23 protein-coding genes are annotated in these 25,694 nt (G+C 70.9%); 13 read left to right on the forward strand and 10 right to left on the reverse strand.

Annotated features, from left to right (window positions below):
* The first annotated feature begins 42 nt into the window (after positions 1-42).
* From ABZ342_RS20910 to ABZ342_RS20925, 4 genes are read left to right on the forward strand one after another with little or no spacing between them, the layout of a single operon-like run.
* The gene (locus ABZ342_RS20910; RefSeq protein ID WP_360475379.1) at positions 43-1,365 is read left to right on the forward strand and encodes a M20/M25/M40 family metallo-hydrolase; all 1,323 of its coding nucleotides are present in this window, start codon (positions 43-45) and stop codon (positions 1,363-1,365) included.
* Positions 1,365-2,258, forward strand: a complete 894-nt coding sequence (locus tag ABZ342_RS20915) for an alpha/beta hydrolase (protein ID WP_360475382.1) — start codon at positions 1,365-1,367, stop codon at positions 2,256-2,258. The genes ABZ342_RS20910 and ABZ342_RS20915 overlap by 1 nt, the downstream gene beginning before the upstream one ends.
* Before the next feature lie 32 nt (positions 2,259-2,290).
* The gene (locus tag ABZ342_RS20920) at positions 2,291-2,887 is read left to right on the forward strand and encodes a helix-turn-helix domain-containing protein (protein ID WP_196425380.1); all 597 of its coding nucleotides are present in this window, start codon (positions 2,291-2,293) and stop codon (positions 2,885-2,887) included.
* A complete protein-coding gene (locus ABZ342_RS20925; protein WP_360475385.1) occupies positions 2,877-3,599 on the forward strand; it encodes an SRPBCC domain-containing protein in 723 nt (240 codons plus the stop codon). The genes ABZ342_RS20920 and ABZ342_RS20925 overlap by 11 nt, the downstream gene beginning before the upstream one ends.
* On the opposite strand, the gene ABZ342_RS20930 is transcribed toward ABZ342_RS20925, so the two are convergent.
* The 3 genes from ABZ342_RS20930 to ABZ342_RS20940 all read right to left on the reverse strand — a co-directional run bounded on the left by ABZ342_RS20930 (position 3,596) and on the right by ABZ342_RS20940 (position 5,884).
* Positions 3,596-3,820 (reverse strand): DUF5703 family protein, encoded by a 225-nt coding sequence (locus ABZ342_RS20930; RefSeq protein WP_360475388.1) that lies wholly within the window; start codon positions 3,818-3,820, stop codon positions 3,596-3,598. The genes ABZ342_RS20925 and ABZ342_RS20930 overlap by 4 nt on opposite strands.
* Entirely contained in the window at positions 3,817-4,824 is a 1,008-nt protein-coding gene (locus ABZ342_RS20935; protein WP_360475391.1) for a hypothetical protein, read from the reverse strand. Before ABZ342_RS20935 ends, ABZ342_RS20930 begins: the two co-directional genes overlap by 4 nt.
* 91 nt (positions 4,825-4,915) lie before the next feature.
* Positions 4,916-5,884, reverse strand: coding sequence for an aldo/keto reductase (locus tag ABZ342_RS20940; protein ID WP_360475394.1), 969 nt, complete (start codon positions 5,882-5,884; stop codon positions 4,916-4,918).
* A gap of 87 nt (positions 5,885-5,971) precedes the next feature.
* On the opposite strand from ABZ342_RS20940, the gene ABZ342_RS20945 reads away from it, so the two are divergent.
* The 4 genes from ABZ342_RS20945 (at position 5,972) to ABZ342_RS20960 (ending at position 10,759) form a co-directional block, all read left to right on the forward strand.
* Positions 5,972-7,009 (forward strand): LLM class F420-dependent oxidoreductase, encoded by a 1,038-nt coding sequence (locus ABZ342_RS20945; RefSeq protein WP_360475399.1) that lies wholly within the window; start codon positions 5,972-5,974, stop codon positions 7,007-7,009.
* A 1-nt stretch (position 7,010) separates the two neighbouring features.
* A complete protein-coding gene (locus tag ABZ342_RS20950) occupies positions 7,011-7,853 on the forward strand; it encodes an undecaprenyl-diphosphate phosphatase (RefSeq protein WP_155543977.1) in 843 nt (280 codons plus the stop codon).
* Positions 7,854-7,902: 49 nt separating this feature from the next.
* Positions 7,903-8,610, forward strand: a complete 708-nt coding sequence (locus tag ABZ342_RS20955) for a histidine phosphatase family protein (RefSeq protein ID WP_360475403.1) — start codon at positions 7,903-7,905, stop codon at positions 8,608-8,610.
* A gap of 94 nt (positions 8,611-8,704) precedes the next feature.
* Positions 8,705-10,759, forward strand: a complete 2,055-nt coding sequence (locus ABZ342_RS20960; protein WP_360475406.1) for a M3 family metallopeptidase — start codon at positions 8,705-8,707, stop codon at positions 10,757-10,759.
* A 112-nt stretch (positions 10,760-10,871) separates the two neighbouring features.
* Here ABZ342_RS20960 and ABZ342_RS20965 read toward each other — a convergent pair whose 3' ends face one another.
* The 4 genes from ABZ342_RS20965 to ABZ342_RS20980 form a co-directional block, all read right to left on the reverse strand.
* Entirely contained in the window at positions 10,872-11,537 is a 666-nt protein-coding gene (locus ABZ342_RS20965; protein WP_360475409.1) for an SGNH/GDSL hydrolase family protein, read from the reverse strand.
* 68 nt (positions 11,538-11,605) lie between these two features.
* Positions 11,606-12,202 carry an ATP-dependent Clp protease proteolytic subunit gene (locus ABZ342_RS20970; protein ID WP_360475412.1) on the reverse strand — a complete coding sequence of 199 codons (597 nt, stop codon included), beginning with the start codon at positions 12,200-12,202 and terminating at the stop codon, positions 11,606-11,608.
* 125 nt (positions 12,203-12,327) lie between these two features.
* A complete protein-coding gene (locus ABZ342_RS20975) occupies positions 12,328-13,308 on the reverse strand; it encodes a malate dehydrogenase (protein WP_155543982.1) in 981 nt (326 codons plus the stop codon).
* A gap of 124 nt (positions 13,309-13,432) precedes the next feature.
* A complete protein-coding gene (locus ABZ342_RS20980; protein WP_360475415.1) occupies positions 13,433-13,864 on the reverse strand; it encodes a MarR family winged helix-turn-helix transcriptional regulator in 432 nt (143 codons plus the stop codon).
* Between the two features lie 98 nt (positions 13,865-13,962).
* On the opposite strand from ABZ342_RS20980, the gene ABZ342_RS20985 reads away from it, so the two are divergent.
* The 4 genes from ABZ342_RS20985 (at position 13,963) to ABZ342_RS21000 (ending at position 16,458) form a co-directional block, all read left to right on the forward strand.
* A complete protein-coding gene (locus tag ABZ342_RS20985) occupies positions 13,963-14,367 on the forward strand; it encodes a nuclear transport factor 2 family protein (protein ID WP_360475418.1) in 405 nt (134 codons plus the stop codon).
* Positions 14,364-14,729: a VOC family protein gene (locus tag ABZ342_RS20990; RefSeq protein ID WP_360475421.1), complete on the forward strand. Its 366-nt coding sequence runs from the start codon at positions 14,364-14,366 to the stop codon at positions 14,727-14,729. Before ABZ342_RS20985 ends, ABZ342_RS20990 begins: the two co-directional genes overlap by 4 nt.
* Before the next feature lie 2 nt (positions 14,730-14,731).
* Entirely contained in the window at positions 14,732-15,586 is an 855-nt protein-coding gene (locus ABZ342_RS20995) for an LLM class F420-dependent oxidoreductase (RefSeq protein ID WP_360475424.1), read from the forward strand.
* A 242-nt stretch (positions 15,587-15,828) separates the two neighbouring features.
* A complete protein-coding gene (locus ABZ342_RS21000) occupies positions 15,829-16,458 on the forward strand; it encodes a DUF4360 domain-containing protein (protein ID WP_230862580.1) in 630 nt (209 codons plus the stop codon).
* A 55-nt stretch (positions 16,459-16,513) separates the two neighbouring features.
* On the opposite strand, the gene ABZ342_RS21005 is transcribed toward ABZ342_RS21000, so the two are convergent.
* Positions 16,514-18,607: an FUSC family protein gene (locus ABZ342_RS21005; RefSeq protein ID WP_360475428.1), complete on the reverse strand. Its 2,094-nt coding sequence runs from the start codon at positions 18,605-18,607 to the stop codon at positions 16,514-16,516.
* Complete coding sequence (locus tag ABZ342_RS21010; RefSeq protein ID WP_360475431.1) at positions 18,604-21,729, reverse strand: GH92 family glycosyl hydrolase; 3,126 nt, start codon at positions 21,727-21,729, stop codon at positions 18,604-18,606. Before ABZ342_RS21010 ends, ABZ342_RS21005 begins: the two co-directional genes overlap by 4 nt.
* A gap of 58 nt (positions 21,730-21,787) precedes the next feature.
* Here ABZ342_RS21010 and ABZ342_RS21015 point away from each other — a divergent pair, with 58 nt between their 5' ends.
* Complete coding sequence (locus ABZ342_RS21015) at positions 21,788-22,543, forward strand: alpha/beta hydrolase (RefSeq protein ID WP_360475434.1); 756 nt, start codon at positions 21,788-21,790, stop codon at positions 22,541-22,543.
* Between the two features lie 113 nt (positions 22,544-22,656).
* Here the strand turns inward: ABZ342_RS21015 and ABZ342_RS21020 are convergent.
* On the reverse strand, positions 22,657-25,694 hold a 3,038-nt coding region (locus ABZ342_RS21020), incomplete at its 5' end, for a GH92 family glycosyl hydrolase (RefSeq protein WP_360475437.1).

Raw genomic sequence — 25,694 nt, forward strand, 5'->3', positions numbered from 1 at the left:
CGCAGCCAGCACGCCCGGCCATCCGGGTGATAGGAATGGCCGGTGACCGAACCGAACCTGATCGAAGCCGCCGCGGCCGAGGCCGTCACGCTGACCAGCGAGCTCATCCGCATCGACACGACCAACACCGGCGATCCCGACACGCTGGTCGGCGAGCGGGCCGCGGCCGAGTACGTCGCGGAGAAGCTGACCGACGCCGGCTACGAGATCACCTACGTCGAGTCGGGCGGGAAGAACCGGCACAACGTGATCGTCCGGCTCGAAGGCGCCGACCGGACGCGTGGCGGGCTGCTCATCCACGGCCACCTCGACGCCGTGCCCGCCGACCCGTCCGAGTGGTCGGTCCACCCCTTCTCCGGCGCGGTCCAGGACGACTACGTCTGGGGCCGCGGCGCGGTCGACATGAAGGACATGTGCGGGATGGCGCTCGCGCTGGCCCGCCACTACAAGATGAACAACGTCGTGCCCCCGCGTGACCTCGTCTTCGCCTTCCTCGCCGACGAAGAAGCGGGCGGCAAGTACGGTGCCCAGTGGCTCGTCGAGAACCGCCCCGAGCTGTTCGAAGGCGTCACCGAGGCGATCAGCGAGGTCGGCGGCTTCTCGATCACGCTCAAGGACGACGTCCGCGCGTACCTGATCGAGACGGCGGAGAAGGGCATCCGCTGGATGAAGCTGCGCGTGCGCGGCACCGCCGGGCACGGCTCGATGATCCACCGCGACAACGCCGTGACGAAGCTGGCCGACGCCGTCGCGAAGCTCGGCAACCACCGCTTCCCGCTCGTGCTGACCGACTCGGTGAAGGAGTTCCTCGCCGGCGTCACCGAGATCACCGGCTGGGACTTCCCCGAGGACGACCTCGAAGGCTCGGTCGCCAAGCTCGGGAACATCTCCCGGATGATCGGCGCGACGCTGCGCGACACCGCCAACCCGACCATGCTCACCGCGGGGTACAAGTCGAACGTCATCCCGTCGGTCGCCGAGGCGACGGTGGACTGCCGGATCCTGCCCGGCCGCCTCGAGGCGTTCAACCGCGAGCTCGACGAGCTGCTCGGGCCGGACATCGAGAAGGAGTGGATGGAGCTCCCGCCGGTCGAGACGACGTTCGACGGCGCCCTCGTCGACGCGATGACCGCCGCGGTGCTGGCCGAGGACCCGGGCGCGAGGACGTTGCCGTACATGCTGTCCGGCGGCACCGACGCGAAGTCGTTCCAGGACCTCGGGATCCGCAACTTCGGGTTCGCGCCGCTCAAGCTGCCGGCCGACCTCGACTTCTCGGCGCTGTTCCACGGCGTCGACGAGCGCGTCCCGGTCGAGGCGCTGAAGTTCGGCACCCGCGTGCTGGACCGGTTCCTGCGCACCAGCTGATGACCGCGTTCGCGCTCGCCGACGGCACGTCCCTGCAGGTGGTGCGCAGGGGCGACCCGGCCGCGCCGGTGACCGTGGTGTTCGTCCACGGCTACGCGCTCGACCAGCGCAGCTGGGGCCGGATCGCGCCGCTGGTGCCGGACGCGGCCGACGGGCCGGTGGCCGTGCTGACCTACGACCAGCGCGGCCACGGCGGGTCGGGGCGGGCGCGGCGCGGCACCGCGACCATGGCCCAGCTCGGCGACGACCTCGCCGAGCTGCTCGAGCGCGAAGTCCCCGAAGGACGCGTGGTGCTCGTGGGGCACGACATGGGCGGCCTGGCGATCATGTCGTTGTCGCAGCGCCACCCGGAGTTGTTCGCGGAGCGAGTGTGCGGGCTGGTGCTGCTCGCGACGTCGTCGGGGACGCTCGCCACCGAGGTCTCGGCGACGTGGCCGAACGCGCTGGGGAAGCTGGCCCGTGATCTCGAAGCGGTGCTCGGCTCGAAGCTCTTCGGCGTGGTCCGCGAGCGCACCAGCCGGGCGGTGAGCGCGGGCCTGCGGTGGTGGCTGTTCGGCGACGACCCGGACCCGGAGCTGGTCGAGCTGACCGTGAAGATGATCCGCGGCAACTGGCCGCACACGGTGTCGCTGTTCCGCCCGGCGCTGGACGCCTACGCGCGCGACTCGGCGTTGGCGCAGGTCGGCGGCCTGCCGGTGACGGCGATCGTGGGGGAGCGGGACCGGATCGTCCGCGCGTCCGACGTCGAGCAGTGGGCCGGCGGCCTCGACGAGGGGACGGCGGTGGTGCTGCCCGGCGTCGGGCACGTCGTGCCGCTGGAAGCCGCCGCGCAGGTGCTGCCGCGGGTCATCGCCATGGTCAACGCCAGTCACCGACAAGACGAGAGTTCTTGACAACTTCTCTTTTCAGCAGCGATGCTGGACCCATGTTCTCCGTGGCGGTGATCGAAGACGCGTCGGCGGCCGAGGTGTCACTGGACCCGGTCCGGGCCCGGCTGCTCGCCGAACTGGCCGAGCCGGCGTCCGCGACGATGCTGGCGGCGCGGGTCGACCTCCCGCGCCAGAAGGTCAACTACCACCTGCGCACGCTCGAAGCGCACGGCCTGGTGGAGCTGGTCGAAGAGCGGCGGAAGGGCAACGTCACCGAGCGGATGATGCGCGCGACGGCGTCGTCGTACGTCATCTCGCCGGCCGCGCTGGCCGCCGTCCAGCCCGACCCGGCCCAGTCGCCGGACCGGCTTTCGGCGCGCTGGCTGCTCGCCGTCGCCGGCCGGCTGGTGCGGGACGTCGGCCAGCTGATCACCGGCGGGGCGAAGGCCCAGCAGCGCGTCGCCACCTTCGCGCTCGACGGCGAGGTCCGGTTCGCCTCCGCGGCCGACCGCGCGGCGTTCGCCGAAGAGCTCGCGACCGCCGTCACGACCCTGGTCGGCAAGTACCACGACGAGACGGCCGAGAAGGGCCGTCCGCACCGGGTGGTCGTCGCCGTCCACCCGAGCATCCCGGAGGACCCTCGTGGGGCATGAGTTCGAGCTGACCGACGTCGCCGAGGTCGACGCGACGCCGGAGCAGGTGTGGGAGGCCATCGCCACCGGGCCGGGCATCGACTCGTGGTTCATGGGCCGCAACGAGGTCGAGGGCGGCACCGGCGGTGTCATCCGGGGCGCGTTCGGCGGCTACGAGCCCGAGTACCGGATCCGGGAGTGGGACCCGCTCGAGAAGCTCGTCTACGGCAGCGACCCGGCGCCCGACGGCCGGAAGATCGCCTACGAGTTCCTCATCGAGGGCCGCACCGGCGGCAGTTCAGTGGTCCGCTGCGTCACGAGCGGCTTCCTGCCCGGCGACGACTGGGAGGACGAGTTCGAGGCGATGACGACCGGTGGCGCGCTGTTCTTCCGCACCCTCGTCGAGTACGTCACGCACTTCGCCGGCCGGACCGCGGTGCCGGTCACGGCGTTCGGCCCGCCGGTGGGGGACTGGCTCACCGCCTGGGCTCAGCTGGGCACGGCACTGGGGCTGTCTTCCCGGCCTGCGGTCGGGGACCGGGTCTCCCTCGGCGGTGTCGTTTACGCGGCCAACGACCAGACGGTGGGGATCCGCACGGCGGACGCGATGCTCCGGTTCATGAAGGGCTTCCACGGCCCGATGGTCGCGTCCCACCACCTCTTCACCCCGGGAGCGGACGCCGAAGCGGAAGAGAAGTCCTGGACCGACTGGCTGAACCGCGTGTTCGGTTAGGTCGCCAGCGCGCCAGGGAGGCTCTCCGCGGTTTTCTTGCGGCGCAGCCAGACCCGGCGCGTGCCGTCGGCGTAGAGCCGCACGTTGCGCAGCTCCCAGCCCGCGAACTCCGCGTGGATGGAGAGCTGGATCGCCGCCGCACGCCGGGACACGCCCGGGGGGAGGTGCAGGCGGCGATACTCCCAATCCCCTTCGACCACCGCCTCGCTGACCGTCGTCATGGCTGGATCACCTGGGTCCCTTCTCCGGCCGCCGAGCCGACGATCACCCGGCCGCTGGTTTCGTCCACCCCGACCGAGTCCGGCTGGCGCACGGTGGGAAACCTGAACTTCTCGACGGGCTCGCCACCGCGGACGTCGAACCCGACCACTTCGTTGCGTCCGGTCAGCGTCACCCAGGCCAGGCTCCGCCGAGCGTCGTAGGCGATCCCGTACACGCCCCCGGGCACCGGGTAGCGCTGGCGCATGATGAGCGGCGAAGCCGAGAACGCGATCAGCGCACCCGCCCGCGCGTCCGTCACCAGCACCCGCCCGTACGAGTCCGCCACGGCGTTGGCGGCGCCGTCACCCGCGCGCAGGCCCTCGTTGACCTTCCCGGCGGCGACGTCGACCGAGAACACGGCCGTGCGCAGCCGGTCCAGCACCACGACACCCTTGCCGGTGTCGACGACGTCATCGGCGCTGTACAACTGCCCGCCGATGGTCCGCGCCGGACCCGTCACCGGCAGCAGCTGGATATCCTTCGCCGTCCCCATCGCGACCAGCCGGTCGGCGCCGTAAGCGATGCTCGACGCCGGCTGCCCACCCGTCTTCGTCTCGGTGAGCTTCCGGTCCGGCAACGTCAGCTGCTGCACCACACCTTGAGCCGGCTCCGCGATCTCGACCCGCCCCGGCGCCACGGACAGCTTCTCCGCCTTGCCGTATAACGGCATATTCACCGGGGGTGACGCGAGCGCGCCCAGATCGTAGAGCTGCAAAGACGGCGGTTGAGCGAGAGCGACGACGAGGGTCCCCTGGGCGACGGCGACGGCCGAGACGGCTCCGGTGGCGAGCACCTGACCGGCCGGCTTCACGGTCACGGCGGGGGAGACCGCCGGCTTCGCGGCCACGGGGTTCGCGACGATCTGCAGGTCGTCGCCGTCGGACTTGGCCGACGAGCAGCCCGAGAGCACCAGGGCACCGGCGAGCGGGATCGCGATCCACGACACGGCGGCGAACCGACGCACGTTGCTGCCTCCAGGTGTCCCTCGACGGGCGGTCTTCACCAGCATCCTCCACGATCGTCTTGCCGTCACGTGCATGTCACCCAACAGACACCTAGCGCGGCCAGCGCTCCGGGTAACCCACCTCGATCGCGCTGACGTCATCGAGCGCCGAGCGGATGGCCGGCGGGAGCGTGATGTCCTCCGCCGCGAGCGAACCGGTGAGCTGACCGGTGTCCCGGGCCCCCACGACCGGGGCCACGACGCCGGGCCGGTCGCGGACCCAGGCCAGCGCGACGGCCAGCGGCGACGTGCCCAGCCCGTCGGCCGCGGTGGCCACCGCCTGCACGATCCGGGCGGCGCGGTCGGTGCGGTGGTGCTCGACGTAGCCGGCGTACGCGCTGTTCGCGCCGCGTGAGTCGGCGGGCGTGCCGGTGCGGTACTTGCCGGTCAGCACGCCGCGGCCCAGGGGCGCCCAGGGCAGCAGCCCGATGCCGTGGTGCTCGGCGGCCGGGACGACCTCGCGGTCCACCCCGCGCTCCAGCAGCGAGTACTCGACCTGGGTGGAGACGATCGGCGCGACCGCGGCGGCGCCGGCGGCGGCCGTCGCGAGCTGCCAGCCCGCGTAGTTCGAGACGCCGATGTAGCGGACCTTGCCGCTGGTCACGGCGTACTCGAGGGCGGCGAGGGTCTCGGCGATCGGCACGCAGGTGTCCCAGGCGTGCAGCTGCCACAGGTCGATGTGGTCGGTGCCGAGCCGCTTGAGCGAGCCGTCGAGCGCGGTGAGCAGGGCGCCGCGGGAGGCGCCGCCGCCGAACGGGCCCTCGGTGCGCCGGGCGACCGCCTTGGTCGCGAGGACGACGTCGTCGCGGGGCACGAGGTCGCCGAGCAGCGAGCCGAGCACCCGCTCGCTCTCACCTTCGCCGTAGATGTCGGCCGTGTCGACCAGGGTGCCGCCGGCGTCCACGAAGGCGACCAGCTGGCTGGCGGCTTCTTCCGCGTCGGTGTCGCCACCCCAGGTCATGGTGCCGAGCGCCATCCGCGAGACGCGCAGTCCCGAGCGGCCGAGCAGTCGCTTTTCCACGACCGCCGAGCCTAGTGGGCGGTCCCTCCCGAACATGACCAAGGTGAGTCGTGTCGCCCACAAGGGCCCCCGTTAGGGTCTGGCCCCGTGCGACTCGGACTGAATCTCGGCTACTGGGGAGCGGGGAACGACCCCGCGAACCTGGCCCTGGCGAAACAAGCGGACAACCTGGGTTACGCCGTCGTGTGGGCCGCGGAGGCGTACGGCTCGGACGCCGTCACCGTGCTGACCTGGATCGCGGCGCGGACGTCGCGGATCGACGTCGGTGCCGCCGTGCTGCAGATCCCGGCCCGGACCCCGGCGATGACCGCGATGACCGCCGCGACCCTCGACACGCTCTCGGGCGGCCGGTTCCGGCTGGGGCTCGGCGTGTCCGGCCCGCAGGTGTCCGAGGGCTGGCACGGCGTGCGGTTCGCCTCGCCGCTGGGCCGCACCCGCGAGTACGCCTCGATCGTGCGTTCGGCGCTGCGGCGGGAGCGGGTGCGGTTCGAGGGCGAGCACTTCACGCTGCCGCTGCCGGACGGCCCCGGCAAGGCGCTGCGGCTGACCGTCCGGCCCGCCCGCAAGCACATCCCGCTCTACCTGGCCGCGACCGGACCGAAGAACCTGGAGCTGACCGGCGAGATCGCCGACGGGTGGCTGCCGGTGTTCTTCTCGCCGGCGCACGCGGGGGAGCAGCTGGCGCAGGTGCGGGCGGGTGCCGAGCGCGCCGGCCGCACCTTGGACGGCTTCGACGTCGTCCCGACCGTGCCGTTCGTGCCCGGTGACGACTGGCGGGCCTGCGCGGACGCCGTCCGCGGTTATGCGGCGCTCTACCTGGGCGGGATGGGCAGCAAGGACAAGAACTTCTACAACCAGCTGGCCACGCGGATGGGCTTCGAAGCCGAAGCCGCGGAAGTGCAGGAGAAGTACCTGGCCGGCGACCGGGTGGGGGCGATGGCGGCGGTGCCGCTGGAGTTCCTCGACGCGACGTCGCTGCTGGGCCCGAAGGAACGGATAGCGGAGAAGATGACCCAATTCGCCGAGGCCGGCGTGACGACCCTGTCGGTGTCGCCGTTGACCCCCGACCCGGCCGCCGCGCTGACCACCGCCGTCGAAGCGCTCGAGAAGGCGGGGGTGGCCTGACGTGGGCTGGTTCGAAGCACTCGTCCTGGGCCTGGTCCAGGGCCTGACGGAGTTCCTCCCGATCTCCTCGAGCGCGCACCTGCGGATCGTCGCGGCGCTCGTCGGCTGGGACGACCCGGGCGCGGCGTTCACCGCCGTCACCCAGATCGGCACCGAGCTGGCGGTGATCATCTACTTCGGCAAGAAGATCGGGAAGATCCTGCAGGCCTGGTTCTATTCGCTGTACAAGCCGGACTGGCGTCAGGACCCGGACGCCCGGCTGGGCTGGCTGATCATCGTCGGCTCGCTGCCGATCGTGGTGCTCGGCCTGCTGCTGCAGGACCAGATCGACAGCGCGTTCCGCGACCTGCGGATCACCGCCACGGTGCTCATCGTGTTCGGCCTGATCCTGCTCTACGCCGACCGCGTCGGGAAGCAGGAGCGGACGCTGGACCACCTGACCGCGCCGCACGGCCTCGCCTTCGGGTTCGCCCAGGCGCTGGCGCTGATCCCGGGTGTCTCCCGCTCGGGCGGCACGACGAGCGCGGGCCTGCTGCTGGGCTACACCCGCGCGGAGGCGGCCGAGTACTCGTTCCTGCTGGCGCTGCCCGCGGTGTTCGGGTCGGGCGTGTACAAGCTCAAGGACATCGGGTCGGGAGGGGTGCCGGCCCAGTGGGGTCCGACGATCCTGGCCACGCTGGTCGCGTTCGGCGTCGGCTACGCGGTGATCGCGTGGCTGATGGCCTACATCAAGAAGCGCAGCTTCGTGCCGTTCGTGATCTACCGGCTCGTGCTCGGCGTGCTGCTGTTCGTGCTGATCTTCACCGGGGCACTGGACCCCAACGCGGGTCCGGTCAGCCACTGAGCCGCCCGCGTGGGGACCGGATGATCGGTCCCCACGTAGGGTGGGCCTCGTGAGTACCGTCATTCTGCTCCGGCACGGCAAGTCGACGGCCAACGGCTCCGGCGTCCTGGCCGGGCGTTCCCCGAAGGTCAGCCTCGACGACACCGGCCGCGCCCAGGCCGAAAAGCTGGTCGGCCGCCTCGACGGCGTGCCGCTGGCGGAACTGGTCGTCTCGCCGATGCTGCGGTGCAAGCAGACGGTCGGGCCGCTGGCCACCGCCCGCGGGCTCGGGAAGACCGTCGAACCCGGGCTGTCCGAAGTGGACTACGGGGACTGGACCGGCAAGGAGCTCAAGCACCTGGCGAAAGAGCCGCTCTGGCGGGTCGTGCAGGCGCACGCCTCGGCCGCGGTCTTCCCCGGCGGCGAAGGGCTCGCGGCGATGCAGGCCCGCTCGGTGGCCGCCGTCCGCGCGCACGACCGCCGGATCGCCGCCGAGCACGGCGACCACGCCGTCTGGCTCCTGTGCAGCCACGGCGACGTGATCAAGTCCATCCTCGCCGACGCCCTCGGTCAGCACCTCGACGCGTTCCAGCGGATCGTCGTCGACCCCGCGTCGATCTCGGTCGTGCGCTACACCGAGACCCGGCCGTTCGTCATGCGGGTCAACGACCACAGCAGCGACCTGAGCGGGATCGTGCCGCCGGAACCGAAGCCGAAACGGGGCAAAAAGGCCGCCGGGAGCAGCGACGCCGTCGTGGGCGGTACCACCGGCCGGTGAGCTTGGCCACCTCCGGAAAGCGCTGACATCGGCACAGGCGGACCACGTAGGCTGGCGGGACCGAGTGTTGTACCCCCACCAGGAGCCTGCCCCGATGATTTCGCCGGACAACCCGTTCGCCGCACCCAGCGAACTGCCCTACGCCCTCCCGCCCTTCGACCGGATCGCCGACGAGCACTACCGGCCCGCGTTCGAGGCGGGCCTGGCCGAGCACGCGGCGGAGATCGACGAGATCGCGACGCAGGACGCCGAGCCGACGTTCGAGAACACCGTCGTGGCCCTCGAACGCGCGGGCGAGCTGCTGGGCCGCGTCGCGAGCGTGTTCTACAACCTGTCCGGCTCAAACAGCACGGACGAGATCCAGGCCATCCAGGCGGAGTTCGCGCCCAAGCTGGCCGCCCACCACGACGCCATCCACCTGAACCCGAAGCTGTTCGCCCGCATCGACACCCTCCACGCACGGCGCGAAGAACTCGGCCTGGACGAGGAGTCGCGGCGGCTGCTGGAGCGGCGCCACCTCGACTTCAGCCGCGCGGGCGCCGGGCTCGGCGAAACCGAACAGGCCCGCCTGCGGGAGCTGAACGCGCAGCTGTCCACGCTGCAGACGAAGTTCCAGCAGAACCTGCTCAAGGACACCAACGAGCTGGCCGTCGTCATCGAAGACCGCGCCGAGCTGGCCGGTTTCGGCGACGGCGCGATCGCCACCGCGGCCGAAGCGGCGGCGGCCCGCGGTGAGGACGGCAAGTACGTCATCCCCCTGACGCTGCCGACGAGCCAGGCCTCGCCGCTGGAGACGTTGCGCGACCGCGAGATCCGCGCCCGGATCCACACCGCGTCGATGGCGCGGGGCAACCGCGGCAACGACTTCGACAACAACACCCTCGTCGCCGAGATCGCGCACCTGCGGGCCGAACGCGCCGCGCTGCTCGGCTACCCGAACCACGCGGCGTACGTCATCGCCGACGAAACGGCGAAAACCGCCGAAGCCGCCGCCGGGCTGCTGGAGCGGCTCGCGCCCGCCGCGGTCGCGAACGCCCGCACCGAAGCCGCCGAACTGCAGCAGCTGCTCGAAGCCGACGTGCCCGGCGCGACGCTGCGCCCGTCGGACTGGCCGTACTACGCCGCGCAGGTCCGCCGCGAGCGCTTCGACGTCGACACCGAAGCCCTGCGCCCGTACTTCGAAGCCGACCGCGTGTACCTCGACGGCGTCTTCTTCGCCGCCACCAAGCTCTACGGCCTCACCTTCACCGAGCGCACCGACCTCCCGAAGTACCACCCGGAGGTCCGGACCTTCGAGGTGTTCGACGCCGACGGCAGCCCGCTCGGCCTGTTCCTGCTCGACCTGTACACCCGCGACGCCAAGCGCGGCGGCGCGTGGATGAACACCTTCGTCGACCAGTCGGAACTGCTGGAACGCAAGACCGTCGTCGTCAACGTGCTCAACGTCGGCCGCCCGCCGGCGGGGGAGCCGACCCTGCTCACCTTCGACGAGGTCGTGACCGCCTTCCACGAGTTCGGCCACGCGCTCCACGCCCTGGTCTCCTCGGTCCGCTACCCGACGTTCTCCGGCACCAACGTGCCCCGCGACTTCGTCGAGTACCCCTCCCAGGTCAACGAGATGTGGATGCTGTGGCCGGAAGTACTGGCCCACTACGCCAAGCACCACGAGACGGGGGAGGCGCTGCCCCAGGAGCAGGTCGACAAGCTCCTCGCCGCCCAGCAGTACGGCGAAGGCTTCTCCACCACCGAGTACCTGGCCGCGTCCCTGCTCGACCAGGCCTGGCACCGCCTCGGCGTCGACGACCGCGTCGAAGAGGTCCAGCGCTTCGAGACCGACGCCCTCGTCAAGGCCGGCGTGGCCGTCGAAGCCATCCCGCCGCGCTACCGCACGACCTACTTCGCCCACATCTTCAGCGGCGGCTACAGCGCCGGGTACTACTCCTACATCTGGAGCGAAGTCCTCGACGCCGACACCGTCCAGTGGTTCCGGGAGAGCGGGGGACTCACCCGCGACAACGGCGACCACTTCCGCCGCACCCTGCTGGGCAGGGGAGGGAGCATCGACCCCATGGACGCGTTCCGGGCCTTCCGCGGCCGCGACCCCGAGATCGACCCGCTCCTGGCGCGCCGCGGCCTCAACGGAGTCTGAGCACTCCCCTCCTCAAAGTGTATAACGACCTATACCGCGGGGCTGGTTTCGAGAAACCAGCCCCGCGGTTGTTCGTGCACGCCCAAAAACCCCGCTGCGGAACAAGAACCTCTCAGGCGATCAGGCTGAGCCAGGCGTCCGCGAGTGCGGCGTGCCCGGCCGGTGTGAGGTGCACTCCGTCCGCGGACCAGCGTTCCGCGCCGGTTTTCGCGGCGAGTTCGGCGAACATCGCGTCGGCGGCGAGCAGTTCCGCGCCGTACGCTGTCGCGAGGTCGCGGACGGCCTGGATCTTCGGGTCGAGGCCGGCGCGCCATTCTTCGCGCACGGCGTCGTCGATGATCATGGTGTCGTCGACGCCGGCTTCGACGACACCTTCGACGGGTAGCAGGAACGGTTCGATGAGGATCAGGTCCGTGCCCGTGTCGGCGAGCGGGGCGAGGATGCGGTCGTAGCCGGTGGCGAACTCGTCGGTGGAGACTTTGCGGGCGTCGGGTTCGAACGTGTGCCGGCCGTTGTCGTTGACCCCGACGAGGACGGACACGAGGTCGGGGTGGGTGTCGAGGACGTCGGTGCGCCAGCGGGCTTCGAGGTCGGCGACCGTGTTGCCGAAGTGCCCGGCGTTGAGCCAGGTGATCGGCCGGTCGGGGTGGCTGAGGCTCCAGTAGCCCGCGGCGAGGGCGGTGTAGCTGGATCGGTCTTCGCCGTCGGGGCGCCAGAGGTCGGTGATCGAGTCGCCGGTGAAGAGCACGGTGCTGTGGGGTTCGAGGGTGATCGTCATGGGGTCGAGCTTGATGGGCGCGGCTGGCGGGGGACGCACAGCGGGCTGGCATCCCCCGCCGGGGCGTGTCAGGCGGTGGCAGTGCGCTCGTGGGTGACGATGTGGTCGACGAAGCCGTAGGTGAGGGCTTCGTCGGCGTCGAACCAGCGGTCGCGGTCGGCGTCGGTGGTGATGCGTTCGATGGTCTGGCCGGTCTGGGCGGCGGTGATCTGGGCGATGCGGTGCTTCATCTTGCCGAAGACGGCGGCCTGGATGGCGATGTCGGTGGCGGCGCCGCCGATGCCGGCGGAGGGCTGGTGCATGACGATGCGGGTGTTGGGCAGGAGGTAGCGCTTTCCGGGGGTGCCCGAGGAGAGGAGGAACTGGCCCATGGAGGCGACGAAGCCGAGGCCCCAGGTGGAGACGTCGGGTTTGACGAGCTGCATGGTGTCGTAGATGGCCATGCCGGCGGTGACGGAGCCGCCGGGTGAGTTGATGTAGAAGGTGATGTCCTTCGCCGGGTCGTCGGCGGCGAGCAGGAGCAGCTGGGCGATGATCCGGTTGGCTACTTCGTCGGTGACTTCGGAGCCGAGGAAGACGATGCGGTCGCGCAGGAGCTGCTGGTAGACCGATTCGTCGGGGGCCTGGTTCGGGGTGTGCATGTCGGGTAGGGCGAGAAGGGTCATGGGGCGACGGTAGGGCGGTGGCTCCGGTGGGCGGGGCGGGTTTCGCTGTGGGCGTGTGGTGTTCGCGGGACGCGAAAAAGGGCCGCCGTCCGGTGTGGACGGCGGCCCTTTTCTTGTGCGGTGGCTCAGATGAGGCCGAGCTTCTGCACGGTGTCGCGCTCCTCGACGAGCTCGGCGACGGAGGCGTCGATGCGGGCGCGGGAGAAGTCGTCGATCTCGAGGCCCTGGACGATCTCGTACTTGCCGTCCTTGGCGGTGACCGGGAACGACGAGATGATGCCCTCGGCGACGCCGTAGGAGCCGTCGGAGACGACGCCGGCGGAGGTCCAGTCGCCTTCGGGGGTGCCGTTGACCCAGGTGTAGACGTGGTCGATGGCGGCGGAGGCCGCGGAGGCGGCGGAGGAGAGGCCGCGGGCTTCGATGATGGCGGCGCCGCGCTTGGCGACGGTGGGGATGAAGTCGCTCTCGAGCCAGGCCTGGTCGACCTCGACGGGCTTGCCGCCGACCTCGGCGTGCTGGACCGAGGGGTACTGAGTGGCCGAGTGGTTGCCCCAGATGGCGAGCTTCTTGAGCTCGGTGACCGGGACGCCGAGCTTCTTGGAGAGCTGGGCGAGCGCGCGGTTGTGGTCGAGGCGGGTCATCGCGGTGAAGCGGTCGGCGGGCACGTCGGGGGCGTGCGACTGGGCGATGAGGGCGTTGGTGTTGGCGGGGTTGCCGACGACGAGGACCTTGATGTCGGAGGCGGCGCCGGCGTTGATGGCTTCGCCCTGGGGCTTGAAGATGCCGCCGTTGGCTTCGAGGAGGTCGCCGCGCTCCATGCCCTTGCTGCGGGGGCGGGCGCCGACGAGGAGGGCGATGTTGGTGCCTTCGAAGGCCTGCTTGGGGTCGTCGAAGATGTCGATGCCGGCGAGGAGCGGGAACGCGCCGTCGTCGAGCTCCATGGCGGTGCCCTCGGCCGCCTTGACCGCCTGCGGGATCTCGAGGAGCCGCAGCTTCACCGGGACGTCCTGGCCGAGGAGCTGACCGGACGCGATGCGGAAGAGCAGCGCGTAGCCGATCTGGCCGGCGGCGCCGGTGACGGTCACGTTGACAGGGGCTTGGGTCATTGCGGTTCTCCAGCTTGAGACGACTTTGGCTAGTGGTTGGAGCCTATCTCTCCTCGTGGTCGCGGGCCGGGTGCGTCCAGTCACTCTCGCTGGATCGATCAGGGGTCCGGTTGGTGCAGCTCGATCAGGTATCGGTGACGTTGGCGGCGAGGCGGTGCAGGAGGTCGGCGAGCTGGGTGATCTCGGTGTCGGACAGGCCTTTTCGCATGCGTTCGTCGTGGGCGATGGCGGCGGAGGCGAGGCGGAGGAAGAGCTGTTCGCCGTCGGGGGTGAGGGTGACGAGGTGGACTCGGCGGTTCTCCGGGTCGCGGCGGCGGGTGACGAGGCCGGCTGTTTCCATGCCGTTGAGGTGGTGGGTGAGGGTGGCGCCTTGGATGCCGACGGCGTCGGCGAGTTCGCGCTGGTTGGCGACGGGGCGGGTCTTGAGGGAGATGAGGATCTGCCAGACGGGCTGGGAGCCGCCGGCGGCGGCGAGGGCCTGGTCGAAGGCGCGGCCTGCCGTCTTGGCGGTGCGGGCGAGGACGACGCCGATGGGGGTGGTGGTGGGTGCTGGCACCGGGGTGACCCTACCGCAGAAGCAGAGAAGTCTAAGCGTTTGACATCGAACGGTTAGACTTCTAACGTTGGTCGCATCGAACCGGAAGGGGAAGTGCGATGAGCACCGAAGAGCAGGTCCGCGAGTTCGGCCGGGTCTGGGCCGCGGCGGAGGAGCGCGGGGACACCGAGGTCCTGGCCGGCCTGGCCGCCGACGGTTTCCGCCTGGTCGGCCCGCTCGGCTTCGTCCTGGACCGCGACCAGTGGCTGACGCGCTACAGCGGCGGCGACCTCGTCACGGAGAAGCTGGACTGGGACGAGGTCGAGGTCCGTGACTTCGGCACGACCGCCATCGCGATCGGCGTGCACGACCAGGTCGCGAAGCACCGGGGCAACCCGGTGAACGGGCGGTTCCGCGCCACGCACGTGCTGGTCCTCGGCGACGACCGCTGGCGCCTGGCGAGCATCCACCTGAGCCCGCTCGGTGGCCCGCCGCCGTTCGCAGCGGGCGGGGCCGCGCGATGAGCGTCGAACTGAACCACACGATCGTGTGCGTGACCGACCGGGAGAAGTCGGCGCAGTTCCTCGCCGGGATCCTGGGCCTGCGGACCGAGCCGGTCGCCGGGCCGTTCGTACCGATCCGGCTCGCGAACGGCGTCACGCTCGACTACCTGCGTGTGGATCGCGTGACGAGCCAGCACTACGCGTTCCTGGTCGGCGACGACGACTTCGACGCCGCGCTGGCGCGGCTCGAGGCGGCCGGCGTCGCCTACTGGGCCGACCCCTTCCACGAGCGGGCCGGTGAGGTCAACGACCTGAACGGCGGCCGCGGGGTCTACTTCGAGGACCCGGACGGCCACAACCTGGAACTGCTGACGAGGGGGTAGTCATGCGGGTGAGCATCGGGGTCACGGACTTCTCGTGGCCGGACAAGCTGACGGACGAACTGGCGACCATCGCCGTGGCGGCCGACGACGCCGGGCTGGACACGCTGTGGGTGGCCGACCACCTCCTGCAGGCCGACCCGCACAGCACGCCGGATTCGGCGATGCTCGAGGCGTACACGACGCTGGGGTTCCTGGCCGCGCGGACCGGCCGGATCGGGCTGGGCACGATGGTCTCGGCGGTGACGTTCCGGCCGCCCGCGCTCCTGATCAAGGCGGTCACGACGCTCGACGTCCTTTCCGGCGGGCGGGCGCGCTTCGGGATCGGCGCCGGGCACCACGACGGCGAGGCTCGGGCGATGGGTCTGCCGTTCCCGCCCGCGGGTGAGCGCTTCGAGCGGATGGAGGAGACCGTCCGGCTGGCGCTGCGGATGTGGGCGGGGGACGAGTCGGCGTTCGAAGGGGAGCACTACCGCCTGGACCGTCCGATCGGGATTCCGCGGCCGGTGCGGCGGCCGAAGGTGCTGATCGGCGGGGCGGGTGAGCGCAGGACGCTGCGGCTGGTCGCGCGCTACGCCGACGCGTGCAACGTGTTCGACATCCCGGACGGCGGGAAGACGGTGCGGCACAAGCTGTCCGTTCTGGCCCGCCACTGCGAGGACGTGGGGCGGCCGTACGGGGAGATCGAGAAGACGATCAGCACGCGGCTGTCGCCCGGTGAGTCCGCGGAGTCGTTCGCGCGGCGGTGTGCGGAGTTCGCGGCGTGGGGCATCGAGCACGCGGTCGTGATCACGGCGGGACCGTGGTCGGCGGCGGGGGTCGCGACGCTGGGGCGGGCCGCGGGCCTGCTGGCGGGGTGAAACGATCAAGCCCGGACGTCGCGGGGTGATCGCGGACGGCGGGCGGCGGTCCGGGGGCGCGAAATCGTTTTCCGGTCGTATTTCTTCGTGTTCGCGATAATGGCGGCCCGAAATTATCGGTATACCGCGTGGCGGGACGGCAACTGCGTGTTGCTCCGTTCAGCGGGGTTTCGGACCATGATCGATTCGCTACCATGGTCGACGCCCCCGTACCCAATTCGAATGTATTGGGAAGGATTCCGATGCTGTCTGCGGTCGTTGCTGCCGTAATGGCGCTGTCCTCTGTGGTCACCCCGCATTCGTGGAACACTCCTCCGCCGCCCGACAAAATCGTCATCGACGTCGTGAACGCCAATGGCACGGGTTGTCCGGCCGGCACGTCGGCGGTCGCGGTGTCGCAGGACAACACGGCCTTCACCGTGACCTACAGTGCCTATACGGCGCTGGTCGGGGTCGGTGCCGGCCCGCTGGACGCCCGGAAGAACTGCCAGATCGGCCTGCGGGTGCACGTTCCGCAGGGGTTCACCTACGGAATCGCGCAGGCGGACTACCGCGGATTCGCCCACCTGGAACGCGGCGCGACGGGTCTGGAAAGAGCGAACTACTATTTCCAGGGCAATTCCCCGACGGCCTACATCCAGCATCCGTTGACGGGCGCGTTCGAGGACGACTGGCATTTCACCGATTCGACAGAGGTCGGGGCCATCGTGTTCAAGCCGTGTGGTGAGGAACGCAATCTGAACATCAACACGGAATTGCGTGCCGCGGCCGGGACGTCGGATCCGAAGAAGACGACGAGCTACGTGACGATGGACTCGACCGACGGCAGCATCACGACGACGTACCACTTCGCGTGGCTGGTCTGCCCGTGATCGCGACACCGTGAGCAGCGGGGCGGCGCGGTGGCGAGCCGTGCCGCCCCGGCGGTCACTTCTTCGCGGGGGCGCGGGGATCGGTGGCCTGGACGTCGAAGACGCGGCCGAGGGAGACGAGGGCCTCGTCGAGGTGGCTGAGGCTGGAGAGGACGGCCCGGGTTTCGGCCTGCTCGATGCGGTCGGCGACCGGGGTGCCGTCGTCGCGCACGAGCGTGCCGGGTGTGGGGCCACCCGGCGCGTCGAGTGCTTTGCGCAGGACGTCGATGTTGGCCAGCAGCCGGTCGGTGAACTGGCGCAGGCGGTCGGCGCTGGCGCCGGTGAGCTGCCCGGGCTGGGCGCGGGCGGCGACGTGGCGGGCGCGGAAGGCGATGGTCTCCAGCGTGGTGAGCACGTGCCAGCCGTAGTCGCGGCGGGCGCTGCGCAGGTTGACCGGGTGGGTGAGCGGTTCGATGGTGGTGCGGACCTGTTCGACGGCGCGGTCGAGGTCGCGGGAGAGCTCGATGATGTTGACGTTCTCCTCGCCGGCGAGCAGGTCGCGGGCTCGCTCGAGGAATTCGGCCAGCTCGTCGAGCACGGCGGAGACGTCGTCGAGCATGACCGAGCGGGTGCGGACCGGGACGATGACGACGGCGGCGAGGATGCCTGCGGCGGCACCGACCGCGGTTTCGGCGACGCGGATCCAGAGCACTTCGAAGCTGAACGTGCCGAGCAGGCTGTAGAGCAGGCCGAGCATGCTGGTGATGAAGAACGCCATCACCACCTGGGAGACGCGGGCGGTGTAGACCATCCCGAACACGCAGACCAGGATCAGCGCGAGCGTGGCCGGGATGCTGCCGGCGACCAGCAGGGCCAGCAGGACGCCGCCGACGATGCCGATGAGGGTGCCGCCGAGGCGGCGGACGCCCTTGACGAAGGTGGCGCCGGCGCTGGAGGCGCCGATGAACACGACGAAGACCGTGAGGACGGCCCAGTACCAGCGCTGGTGCGAGACGAGCTCACCCCCGAGCACGGCGAGCCCGCCGCCGACGACGGCTTGGATGGCGCTGCGGGTCTGGTTGTCGTAGGCGAACTTCGGCGCCGGTTCGTCCTCGCCGTTGTCCTCGTTCTCGAGCGGGTCCGGAGCGGATTCGGGGGCGGCGGCGCGCTGGGCGCGGTCGTCGGCGAGCGCGAGTTCGGCGAGCGCCTTGCGGACGCCGTCGCCGGGAGCGGCGTGTTCGTCGATGCGGCTGCCTTCGACGAGCATGCGGCTGTACTCGCCGGTCTGGCTGATCAGCGGGAGCTCGCGCGGGTCGCGTTCCATGAGGGCGCGGAAGCGGGCGAGCCGGGCGATGAGGTCGTCGCGGACGTCGGTGGTGAGCTCGTCGGAGCAGGTGCGCTGGACGGTGATCGCGAGCCACTGGAGGGCGAGCTCCACCTCGATGGCGCGGCGGCGCAGGCGGTCGGCGGCCCGGGCGTCGACGACGTCGGGGGCGGCGTCCTCGATGAGGAGGACGCACTCGTGGAGCCGGGCCAGGGCGCTGCGCAGCTGCTTGCGGGTGCGTTCGCTGCCGCCCACGGCGAGGTGGGCCTCGGCGGCGCGGACGACGGCGGCGAGGCGGGCGCGGAAGGCGCGGCGCACGCGCAGGAACTCGGCTTCGGCGTTGTGGCGCAGCAGGACGAACCGGACGACGGCGTTGGCGAGCACGCCGACGCCGAGGGCGATCAGCAGCTGCGGGACCTGCGCGAGGTGGGCCTGCAGGAACATCGGGAAGAAGAACAGGAAGAAGCCGATCGAGCCGAGGGCGGTGCCGCGGGGGCCGAAGCGCTGGGCGTAGACGGCGACGAAGATCAGCAGGACGAACACGATGCTGTCCATCGGCGGCAGTGCGGAGCCGAGGCTGGCGACGGTGATGGACGCGGCGCCGGTGAGGAACGCGAGTACGAGGGTGACGGCCTGGCCGCCGGGTGCCGGGTCGTTGACGGTGAACGCCGTCATCATCGCGGCGATGGCGCCGACCAGCATCACGGTGAGCGGGAAGTGGGCGGGCAGCAACGCGGCCACGGCGAGGATGATGCCGAGGACCGCGGAGCCGGCCAGCCGCAGCCGGACCAGGCCGGGGTCGGCGGCCGCCAGCCGGTCGAGGGCGGCGGTGCGGAAGTGGTTCATCGGGCGAGCAGCTCCCACTGGGCGAGGGTGGCGCGGCGGCCGTGGGTGGCGGTGATCCGCAGCCGGTAGTGCGGGTGGGCGGCCGGGGTGGCGAGCGCGAAGGGCCGGGTCTGGCGGCGCCAGCGGAACAGCTCATCGTGGCGTTCGTCCAGTGTGGACCAGGTTTCGCCGTCGTCGGAGCCTTCGAGGACCCAGGCGCTGGGGTCGCCGCCGCGGGCGCCGGAGGTGAGCGTGTACAGCGTGACTTCGCGGGGCTCGCCGGTGACGGTGAACTCGATCGCCGGGGTGGCGCCGCGGAAGGTGACCTGGGTGCGGGTGGTGTCGTCGAAGAGCGCGTCGAGGTTCTTGGCGTCCTCACTGGTGGCGGTGCCGGTCAGGTCGGACACCGGTGCGGGGTGCTCGGCGGGGGGCGGCGGGGTGCCCCAGCCGGTCGGTTCGGTGGTGAGGTCGAAGACCAGTTCGGCGCCGCCGGCGAGGGTGGCGTGGGCGATGGTCGTGGCGTCGTGCGGTTCGCCGTCGACGGTGAGGCCGCGGACGTAGACGGTCTCGTCGGTGTTGCCGGGGGCGCGGATGACGAGTGTCCTGCCTTCGCCCAGGTGCACGGTCGCCTTCTCGAACAGCGGCGAGCCGATCGAGTAGCGCGGGCTGCCGACGGCGAGGGGGTAGAAGCCGAGGGCGCCGAACACCCACCACGCGGACATCTCGCCGTTGTCCTCGTCGCCGGGGTAGCCCTGGCCGAGCTCGCTGCCGAGGTAGAGGCGGCGGAGGACCTCGCGCACGACGCGCTGGGCCTTCGCGGGCGCGCCGGCGAGGTTGTAGATGTAGGGGATGTGGTGCGAGGGCTGGTTGGAGTGGCCGTACTGGCCCATGCGGACGTCGCGGGCTTCGGTCATCTCGTGGATGAGGCCGCCGTACGCGCCGGGGCGCCGCCCGGTCTCGGGGGTGGCGAAGAACTCGTCGAGCTTGGCTTCGAGACCGGCGTTGCCGCCGTGCAGCGCCGCGAGGCCCGGGCCGTCGTGCGGTGCGGTGAAGGCCGTGTTCCACGCGTTGGTCTCGACGAAGTCGCCGCCCCACGCGGCCGGGTCGTAGCCCTCGGGCGCGAACTTGCGGCTGCCGTCGCGGTTGCGGCCCTGGAAGAAGCCGATCTTCGGGTCGAAGTGGTGCACGTAGTGCTTCGCGCGCTCGCGGAAGTAGGCGGCGTAGTCGGCGTACATCCTCGCCCGCTGCCCGGAGCTCTCCCGGGAAAGCTCCGCGGAGAGGTTGGCGAGGCCGAAGTCGTTGATGCAGCCTTCGAGCGCCCACGAGAGTCCTTCGTGGACGGACGTCGGGGTGTAGCCGAGGAAGATCGACCGGTCGAGGCCCTTGCGGCCGACCGAGCGGTGCGGCGGGGTGACGGTGGCGTTCTTCAGCGCCGCGTCGTAGGCGGCCTCGACGTCGAAGTTGCGGACGCCCTTGAGGTAGGCGTCGGCGAAGGCGACGTCGGAGCTGGTGCCGGTCATCAGGTCCGCGTAGCCGGGCGAGGACCAGCGGGAGATCCAGCCGCCTTCGCGGTACTGCTGGACGAACCCGTCGACCATCCGGCCGCAGTGCGCCGGGGTGAGCAGCGCGTACGCGGGCCAGGTGGTGCGGTAGGTGTCCCAGAAGCCGTTGTTGACGTACAGCTCGCCGTCGACGACCTTCGCGCCGGTGCGCCGGCGGGTGCTCGGCCACCGCCGGGGCACCACCGGGCTGGCGTGCCGGATGCCCTTCTCGGTGTTCTCGTGCGCGACGGTCGGGTACAGGAACAGCCGGTACAGGTTCGAGTAGAGCGTCGTCCGCTGGTCCTCGGTGGCGCCTTCGACCTCGACGCGGCCGAGCTGCTCCTGCCAGAGGGCGCGGGCCTGGTCGCGGACCTGCTCGAACGTCGTCCCGGCGGGGATCTCCAGCTCGAGGTTGCGCTTGGCCTGCGCGAGGCTGATCAGCGACGTCGCGATCCGCAGCGTCGCGTCGGGACCGTCGAACTCGAAGTAGCCCGAGACGCGCCGCCACGGCGGGACCCGGACCTTGGCGCCGCGGGTGGCCGGGGCGTCGGTCACCCCGTAGAAGAACATCCGGCGCGCGCCGGCGGACAGGCGGCTGCGGACCCGGGTGTAGCCGGTGATCACGCCGGTGTCGGCGTTCAGGCGGAGCCGGCCGCGGTTGGCGACGTTGTCGAACAGCAGCCAGCCGTGCTTGTCGGGGAACGTGAACCGCAGGATCGCGGCGTGGGACGTCGGCGCGAGGTCGGCGGTCATGCCGTTGGCGAACCGGACGCCGTAGTGGTGCGGCGAGTCGGTCTCGTCCTCGTGGGAGAAGGCCAGGGCGCGCTTGCGGCGGTGGCGCTCGACCGGGCCGGTGCCGGGCATGACGTGGAAGGTGTGCCGGTCGCCCATCCACGGGCTGGGCTGGTGGCTCAGCGCCAGCGCCTGCAGCGCCGGGCGGTTTTCGGCGTCGTTGTGGCGGTGGTAGGAGTAGATCCAGTTGGTGACGCCGGCGTCGGTGACCGGGGTCCAGAAGTTGAACCCGTGCGGCACCGCCGTCGCGGGGAAGTTGTTGCCGCGGGAGAAGTCGCCGCTGGAGTGCGTGCCGCGGGTGGTGCGGACGAAGTCGACCGGGTCCCGGGACGGCTCGGGGCGTTCGGCGACGCGGACGTCGTCGATCCACCCGGTGATCTCCTCGCCGGGCGACGCCGTCCGCAGCACGACGCGGCTGATCCGGCGGCCCGCGAACGCCCCGAGCGGGCGCCGGACGAGGTTCCACTGGTCCACCCACAGCGTCTTGTCGTCCACCGGGTCGAAGCCGGCGGTAGTGCCGTCGGCGAACTCGACGTCGAGGGCGACCCGGGTGGCGTGGTAGGCCGGGATCTCCCCGTCGGACCGGGGGAAGACCACATAGGACAGCTCGGTGTGCCCGGTGACCGGGACATCGAGGTCGAACAGGACACTGCGCGGGCGGTCGGTATAGCGCAGGGCCTTGGCCCCGGTGAAGCCGACGCCGGTCTTGGCCGTGGGGGAGCGGTCCGGGCCGCTGTCGACCGTCAGGGCGGAGTCCACCGGCTGCGGGTCACCGGTTTCGAAAGACGAGAAGAACACGGCGTCGGACATGCGCACACCGTATCGGCCGAACGGCGTAGCGTGTGCTCGACGCGGGGGGAGGTGCCCGGTGAGCACGCACACCGTCCGGCACGAGGGTGCCGAGCTGCGCTACGAGCTGCGGGGTGACGGCCCGCTCCTGCTGCTGATCGCCGGCCGCGGCGGCTACCGCGCCCGCTACACCGAGCTCGCGTCGCGGCTCGCCGGCACGCACACGGTCCTCACCTACGACCGGCGCGGCCCGGGCAGCGACTTCGACATGGGCCAGCAGGCACGCGACGCGGCCGCCGTCATCCGCGCCGCCCGCCCGGCGCGTCCCCGGGCGGCGGTGTTCGGCCAGGGCGCGGGCGGCTCGGTCGCGTTCGAGCTCGCCGCCCAGGTCCCCGACGTCGTGACCGAGCTGGTGGTCCACGAAGCCCCGGCGATCACCCTGCTGCCGGACGCGCCCAAGTGGCTGGCGCTCGCCCGCCGGGTCCGGGCCACCCACGAGCAAGAGGGCCTCGGCTCGGCGCTGGCCCTGGCCGGCCTGTCCCCGGCCGACTTCCCGGATACCGCGGCCGCCGAGCTGTTCCTGACCCGCGAGTTCCCGGCGGTGGTCCTGCACACCCCCGACCTCGACACGGTCCGCCGCACGGGCATCCCGGTGGTCACGGCGGCGGGGGAGACCAGCCGCGACACATGCCTCGAGCAGTCGGCCCGGATCCAGGCGGAACACCTCGCGTGCCAGTACACGAAGTTCCCGGGTGGCCACCAGGGCTTCGAGTCCGACGCGGACGCCTTCGCCCCGGCGCTGGACACGACACTGGCCCGGCTCCGCCGCCTCTGACCGACCCTCCAGGTACGCGAACCGACTGTCTGGGCGGTGTTGCGCCGCCACCGTGAACGCAGGGAGGCCCTCCCCGCCGAACCGGCGAGGAGGGCCTCCGCTGAACCCCGGGACTAGATCTTCGCGCACTGCCCCGCGGACGGGCCGCGGACGGTGTTCGGCAGGTCGTAGTCCGTCGGCGCCGGCGAGTTGGCCGCGCAGGCCAGCGGGCCGCCGATGGTGCTCGACATCAGCACCGGCCCGTGGTTGCCGGTCAGCGCGACCGGGCCACCCACCTGGGTCAGCTCGATCGACACCGGCCCGGTCGCCCCGGTGATCGCCACCGGGCCGCCGACCTTCGTGCGGTTCAGCACGACCTGGGCGGCGCCGGTCGCCGCCAGCGGGCCCTTGATCTCACCGCCCCGGACCACCAGCGACGCGCCGGGAGCGACGGTCACCGGTCCCGACACCGTCGCGTCCTGCAGGCACACCGTCCCGCTCGACACGGTGAGCGGCCCGGAGGACGCGCCGGTGATCGTGCGAGTGCAGGAGGCGTCCGGCTTGCCCAGCAGCTCGAACTCGGCCAGCTGCGCCGGGGCGCCGGTGCTGGTCGCGGTGACTTCGAGCTTGTAGTAGGCGTAGTGCGCCGGGTTGGCGACCTTGAACGCGCGGGTCTGCTGCCGCCAGCTGAACGTCTGGTTCGCCTGCTGGTCGGCCACCGCCCAGGTCTTGCCGTCGTAGGAGCCCTTCAGCGTCCAGCTCTTCGGGTCGCCCGCACCGGTCTGGGACGTCAGCGTGTAGTGCGTGACGGCCTCGTCGGTGTTGTTGAGCTGGTACTGCAGGGCGCCGGTGACGGCGGCCTGGGTGCGCGAGGTGTTGTCGAGCAGCGCGTCCACGTTGGAGCCGTCCGAAGTGGACAGCGTGCCCTTGCCGGCGCCGGTCTCGTCGTGCAGTGGCGTCGGAACGGCGTTGTCCTTGGTGATGGACGTCGGCGCGTCGCTCGGGCCGGTACCCCACTTCGAGGGGTTCGGGCCCATGTCGAAGTCGATGACCCCGCCGCGGGCGATGACGTCCTGCGGCAGCGACGTCGAGGAGTACGCCTTGCCGTTGACCTTCACACCCTGGACGTACACGTTCTTCGCGTTGTTCTTCGGCGCGTTGATCACCAGGTTCTTGCCGCCGGCCAGGTGGATCGTGGCCTTCTTGAACAGCGGCGACCCGATCGCGTAGTTCGGGCTGCCCATCTGCAGCGGGTAGAAGCCCAGCGCGCTGAAGATGTACCACGCGGACATCTCGCCGTTGTCCTCGTCGCCGGCGTAGCCCTGGCCGATCTCGCTGCCGTTGTAGAGCCGCGACAGCGCTTCACGGACCTTCGCCTGGGTCTTCGACGGCTGACCCGCGTAGTCGTACATGTAGAGCAGGTGGTGCGCCGGCTGGTTGGAGTGGCCGTACTGGCCCATCCGCACGTCCCGCGCCTCCCGCATCTCGTGGATCACGCCCCCGTAGGAACCCGGGTAGTTGGCGGTCTCCTGGTCGGCGAAGAACTGGTCCAGCTTGTTCGCCAGGCCCGCCTGGCCGCCGTAGAGGTTGGCCAGGCCCTTGCCGTCCTGCGGCACGGTGAACGCCATGCCCCAGCCGTCGGTCTCGGTGTAGTCCCCGCCCCAGGAGCGCGGGTCGTACTGGTCCTTGGTCTTGGTGAACTTGCCGCTCGCGTCCTTGCCCTGGAAGAACCCGGTGCTCGGGTCGAACAGGTTCACGTACTGCTGGGCGCGGCTGGTGAAGTACTCGTAGTTCTCCTGGTACTCCGCCTTGCGCGGGTCGTTCGGCGCGGCTTCGTCGGCCAGCTTCTTCGACAGGTTGGCGATGCCGAAGTCGTTGACGTAGCCCTCGATCGCCCACGAGAAGCCCTCGCTGGCGGTGTTGGGCGTGTAGCCGAGGAAGATGCCCTGGTCCAGGCCCTTGCGGCCGACCGCCGAGTTCGGCGGGGTGACCGTCGCGTTCTTCAGCGCCGCGTCGTAGGCCGACTTCACGTCGAAGTTCTTGACGCCCTTGAGGTAGGCGTCGGCGAACGCGACGTCGGAGCTGGTGCCGGTCATCAGGTCCGCGTAGCCGGGGGAGGACCAGCGCGCGATCCAGCCGCCGTCGCGGTACTGCTGCACGAACCCGTCGACCATCTTTCCGGCCATGTCGGGTGTGAGCAGCGAGTACGCCGGCCACGTCGTGCGGTAGGTGTCCCAGAAGCCGTTGTTGACGTACATCTGGCCGTCGACCACCTTCGACCCGGTCTGGGTCGCGGTGTCCGCGCCGGTCTTGGGCGACACGGGGCTCGCGTACTTGTAAGCGGGCTTGTCGGCGGTGCCGGTGTTCTCGAACTGCGAGTTCGGGTAGAGGAACAGCCGGTAGAGGTTCGAGTAGAGCGTCGTGAGCTGGTCCTTCGACGCGCCCTCGACCTCGATCACCTTCAGCTGGTCGTCCCACGCCTTCTGCGCCGCGTCCCGCACGGTGTCGAAGGTCGCGGCCGGGGCGATCTCCTGGGCGAGGTTCTTCTTCGCCTGGTCGACGCTGATCAGCGACGTCGCGATCCGCATGTTCACGGTCTTGTCGGCGCCCGCGTCGAACCGCAGGTAGCCGGTGACGTTGTCGCGGCCCTGGCCGGTCAGCTTGCCCCCGGCGGTGACGGGCTTGTCGAACGTCGCGTAGACGAACATCCGGCCCGCGCCGGCGTACACGCCGGTCTCGGTGTAGCCCGAGAGCGTCCCGTTGGCCGGGTCGAGGGTGAGCCCCGCGGAGTTGTTGACGCTGTCGAAGATCAGGCTCGAGTCCGCGCCCGGGAACGAGAACTTCATCATCGCCGCGTGGTCGGTCGGCGCGATCTCGGTCTTGATCCCGTTCTCGAACTGGACGCCGTAGTAGTGCGCCCGCGCGACCTCGTCGCTGTGCTTGAACGGCAGCGCCCGCTTGTCGCGGTTGGCGTCGGGCACCCCCGCGGCCGCGGACGGCATCACCTGGAACGCCTGCCGGTCACCCATCCACGGGCTCGGCTCGTGGCTCACGCTGAACGCCTGCAGCTGCGGGAGGTTCTGCGCGTTGTTCTGGGTGCTGTAGTTGTAGAGCCAGCTGCCCGAGCCGGCGTCGGTGACCGGGGTCCAGAAGTTGAACCCGTGCGGCACCG

Origin of the sequence: Amycolatopsis sp. NPDC005961, assembly GCF_040629235.1 — a bacterium.
In the GTDB taxonomy this organism is placed as follows: domain Bacteria; phylum Actinomycetota; class Actinomycetes; order Mycobacteriales; family Pseudonocardiaceae; genus Amycolatopsis; species Amycolatopsis camponoti.

Coding starts and splice junctions, on each gene's coding strand:
- ABZ342_RS20915 (WP_360475382.1), top strand. CDS start 1,365: ATGACCGCGTTCGCGCTCGCCGACGGCACGTCCCTGCAGGTGGTGCGC.
- ABZ342_RS20920 (WP_196425380.1), top strand. CDS start 2,291: ATGTTCTCCGTGGCGGTGATCGAAGACGCGTCGGCGGCCGAGGTGTCA.
- ABZ342_RS20930 (WP_360475388.1), bottom strand. CDS start 3,820: ATGACGACGGTCAGCGAGGCGGTGGTCGAAGGGGATTGGGAGTATCGC.
- ABZ342_RS20960 (WP_360475406.1), top strand. CDS start 8,705: ATGATTTCGCCGGACAACCCGTTCGCCGCACCCAGCGAACTGCCCTAC.
- ABZ342_RS20965 (WP_360475409.1), bottom strand. CDS start 11,537: ATGACGATCACCCTCGAACCCCACAGCACCGTGCTCTTCACCGGCGAC.
- ABZ342_RS20970 (WP_360475412.1), bottom strand. CDS start 12,202: ATGACCCTTCTCGCCCTACCCGACATGCACACCCCGAACCAGGCCCCC.
- ABZ342_RS20975 (WP_155543982.1), bottom strand. CDS start 13,308: ATGACCCAAGCCCCTGTCAACGTGACCGTCACCGGCGCCGCCGGCCAG.
- ABZ342_RS20985 (WP_360475418.1), top strand. CDS start 13,963: ATGAGCACCGAAGAGCAGGTCCGCGAGTTCGGCCGGGTCTGGGCCGCG.
- ABZ342_RS20990 (WP_360475421.1), top strand. CDS start 14,364: ATGAGCGTCGAACTGAACCACACGATCGTGTGCGTGACCGACCGGGAG.
- ABZ342_RS20995 (WP_360475424.1), top strand. CDS start 14,732: ATGCGGGTGAGCATCGGGGTCACGGACTTCTCGTGGCCGGACAAGCTG.
- ABZ342_RS21000 (WP_230862580.1), top strand. CDS start 15,829: ATGCTGTCTGCGGTCGTTGCTGCCGTAATGGCGCTGTCCTCTGTGGTC.
- ABZ342_RS21005 (WP_360475428.1), bottom strand. CDS start 18,607: ATGAACCACTTCCGCACCGCCGCCCTCGACCGGCTGGCGGCCGCCGAC.
- ABZ342_RS21010 (WP_360475431.1), bottom strand. CDS start 21,729: ATGTCCGACGCCGTGTTCTTCTCGTCTTTCGAAACCGGTGACCCGCAG.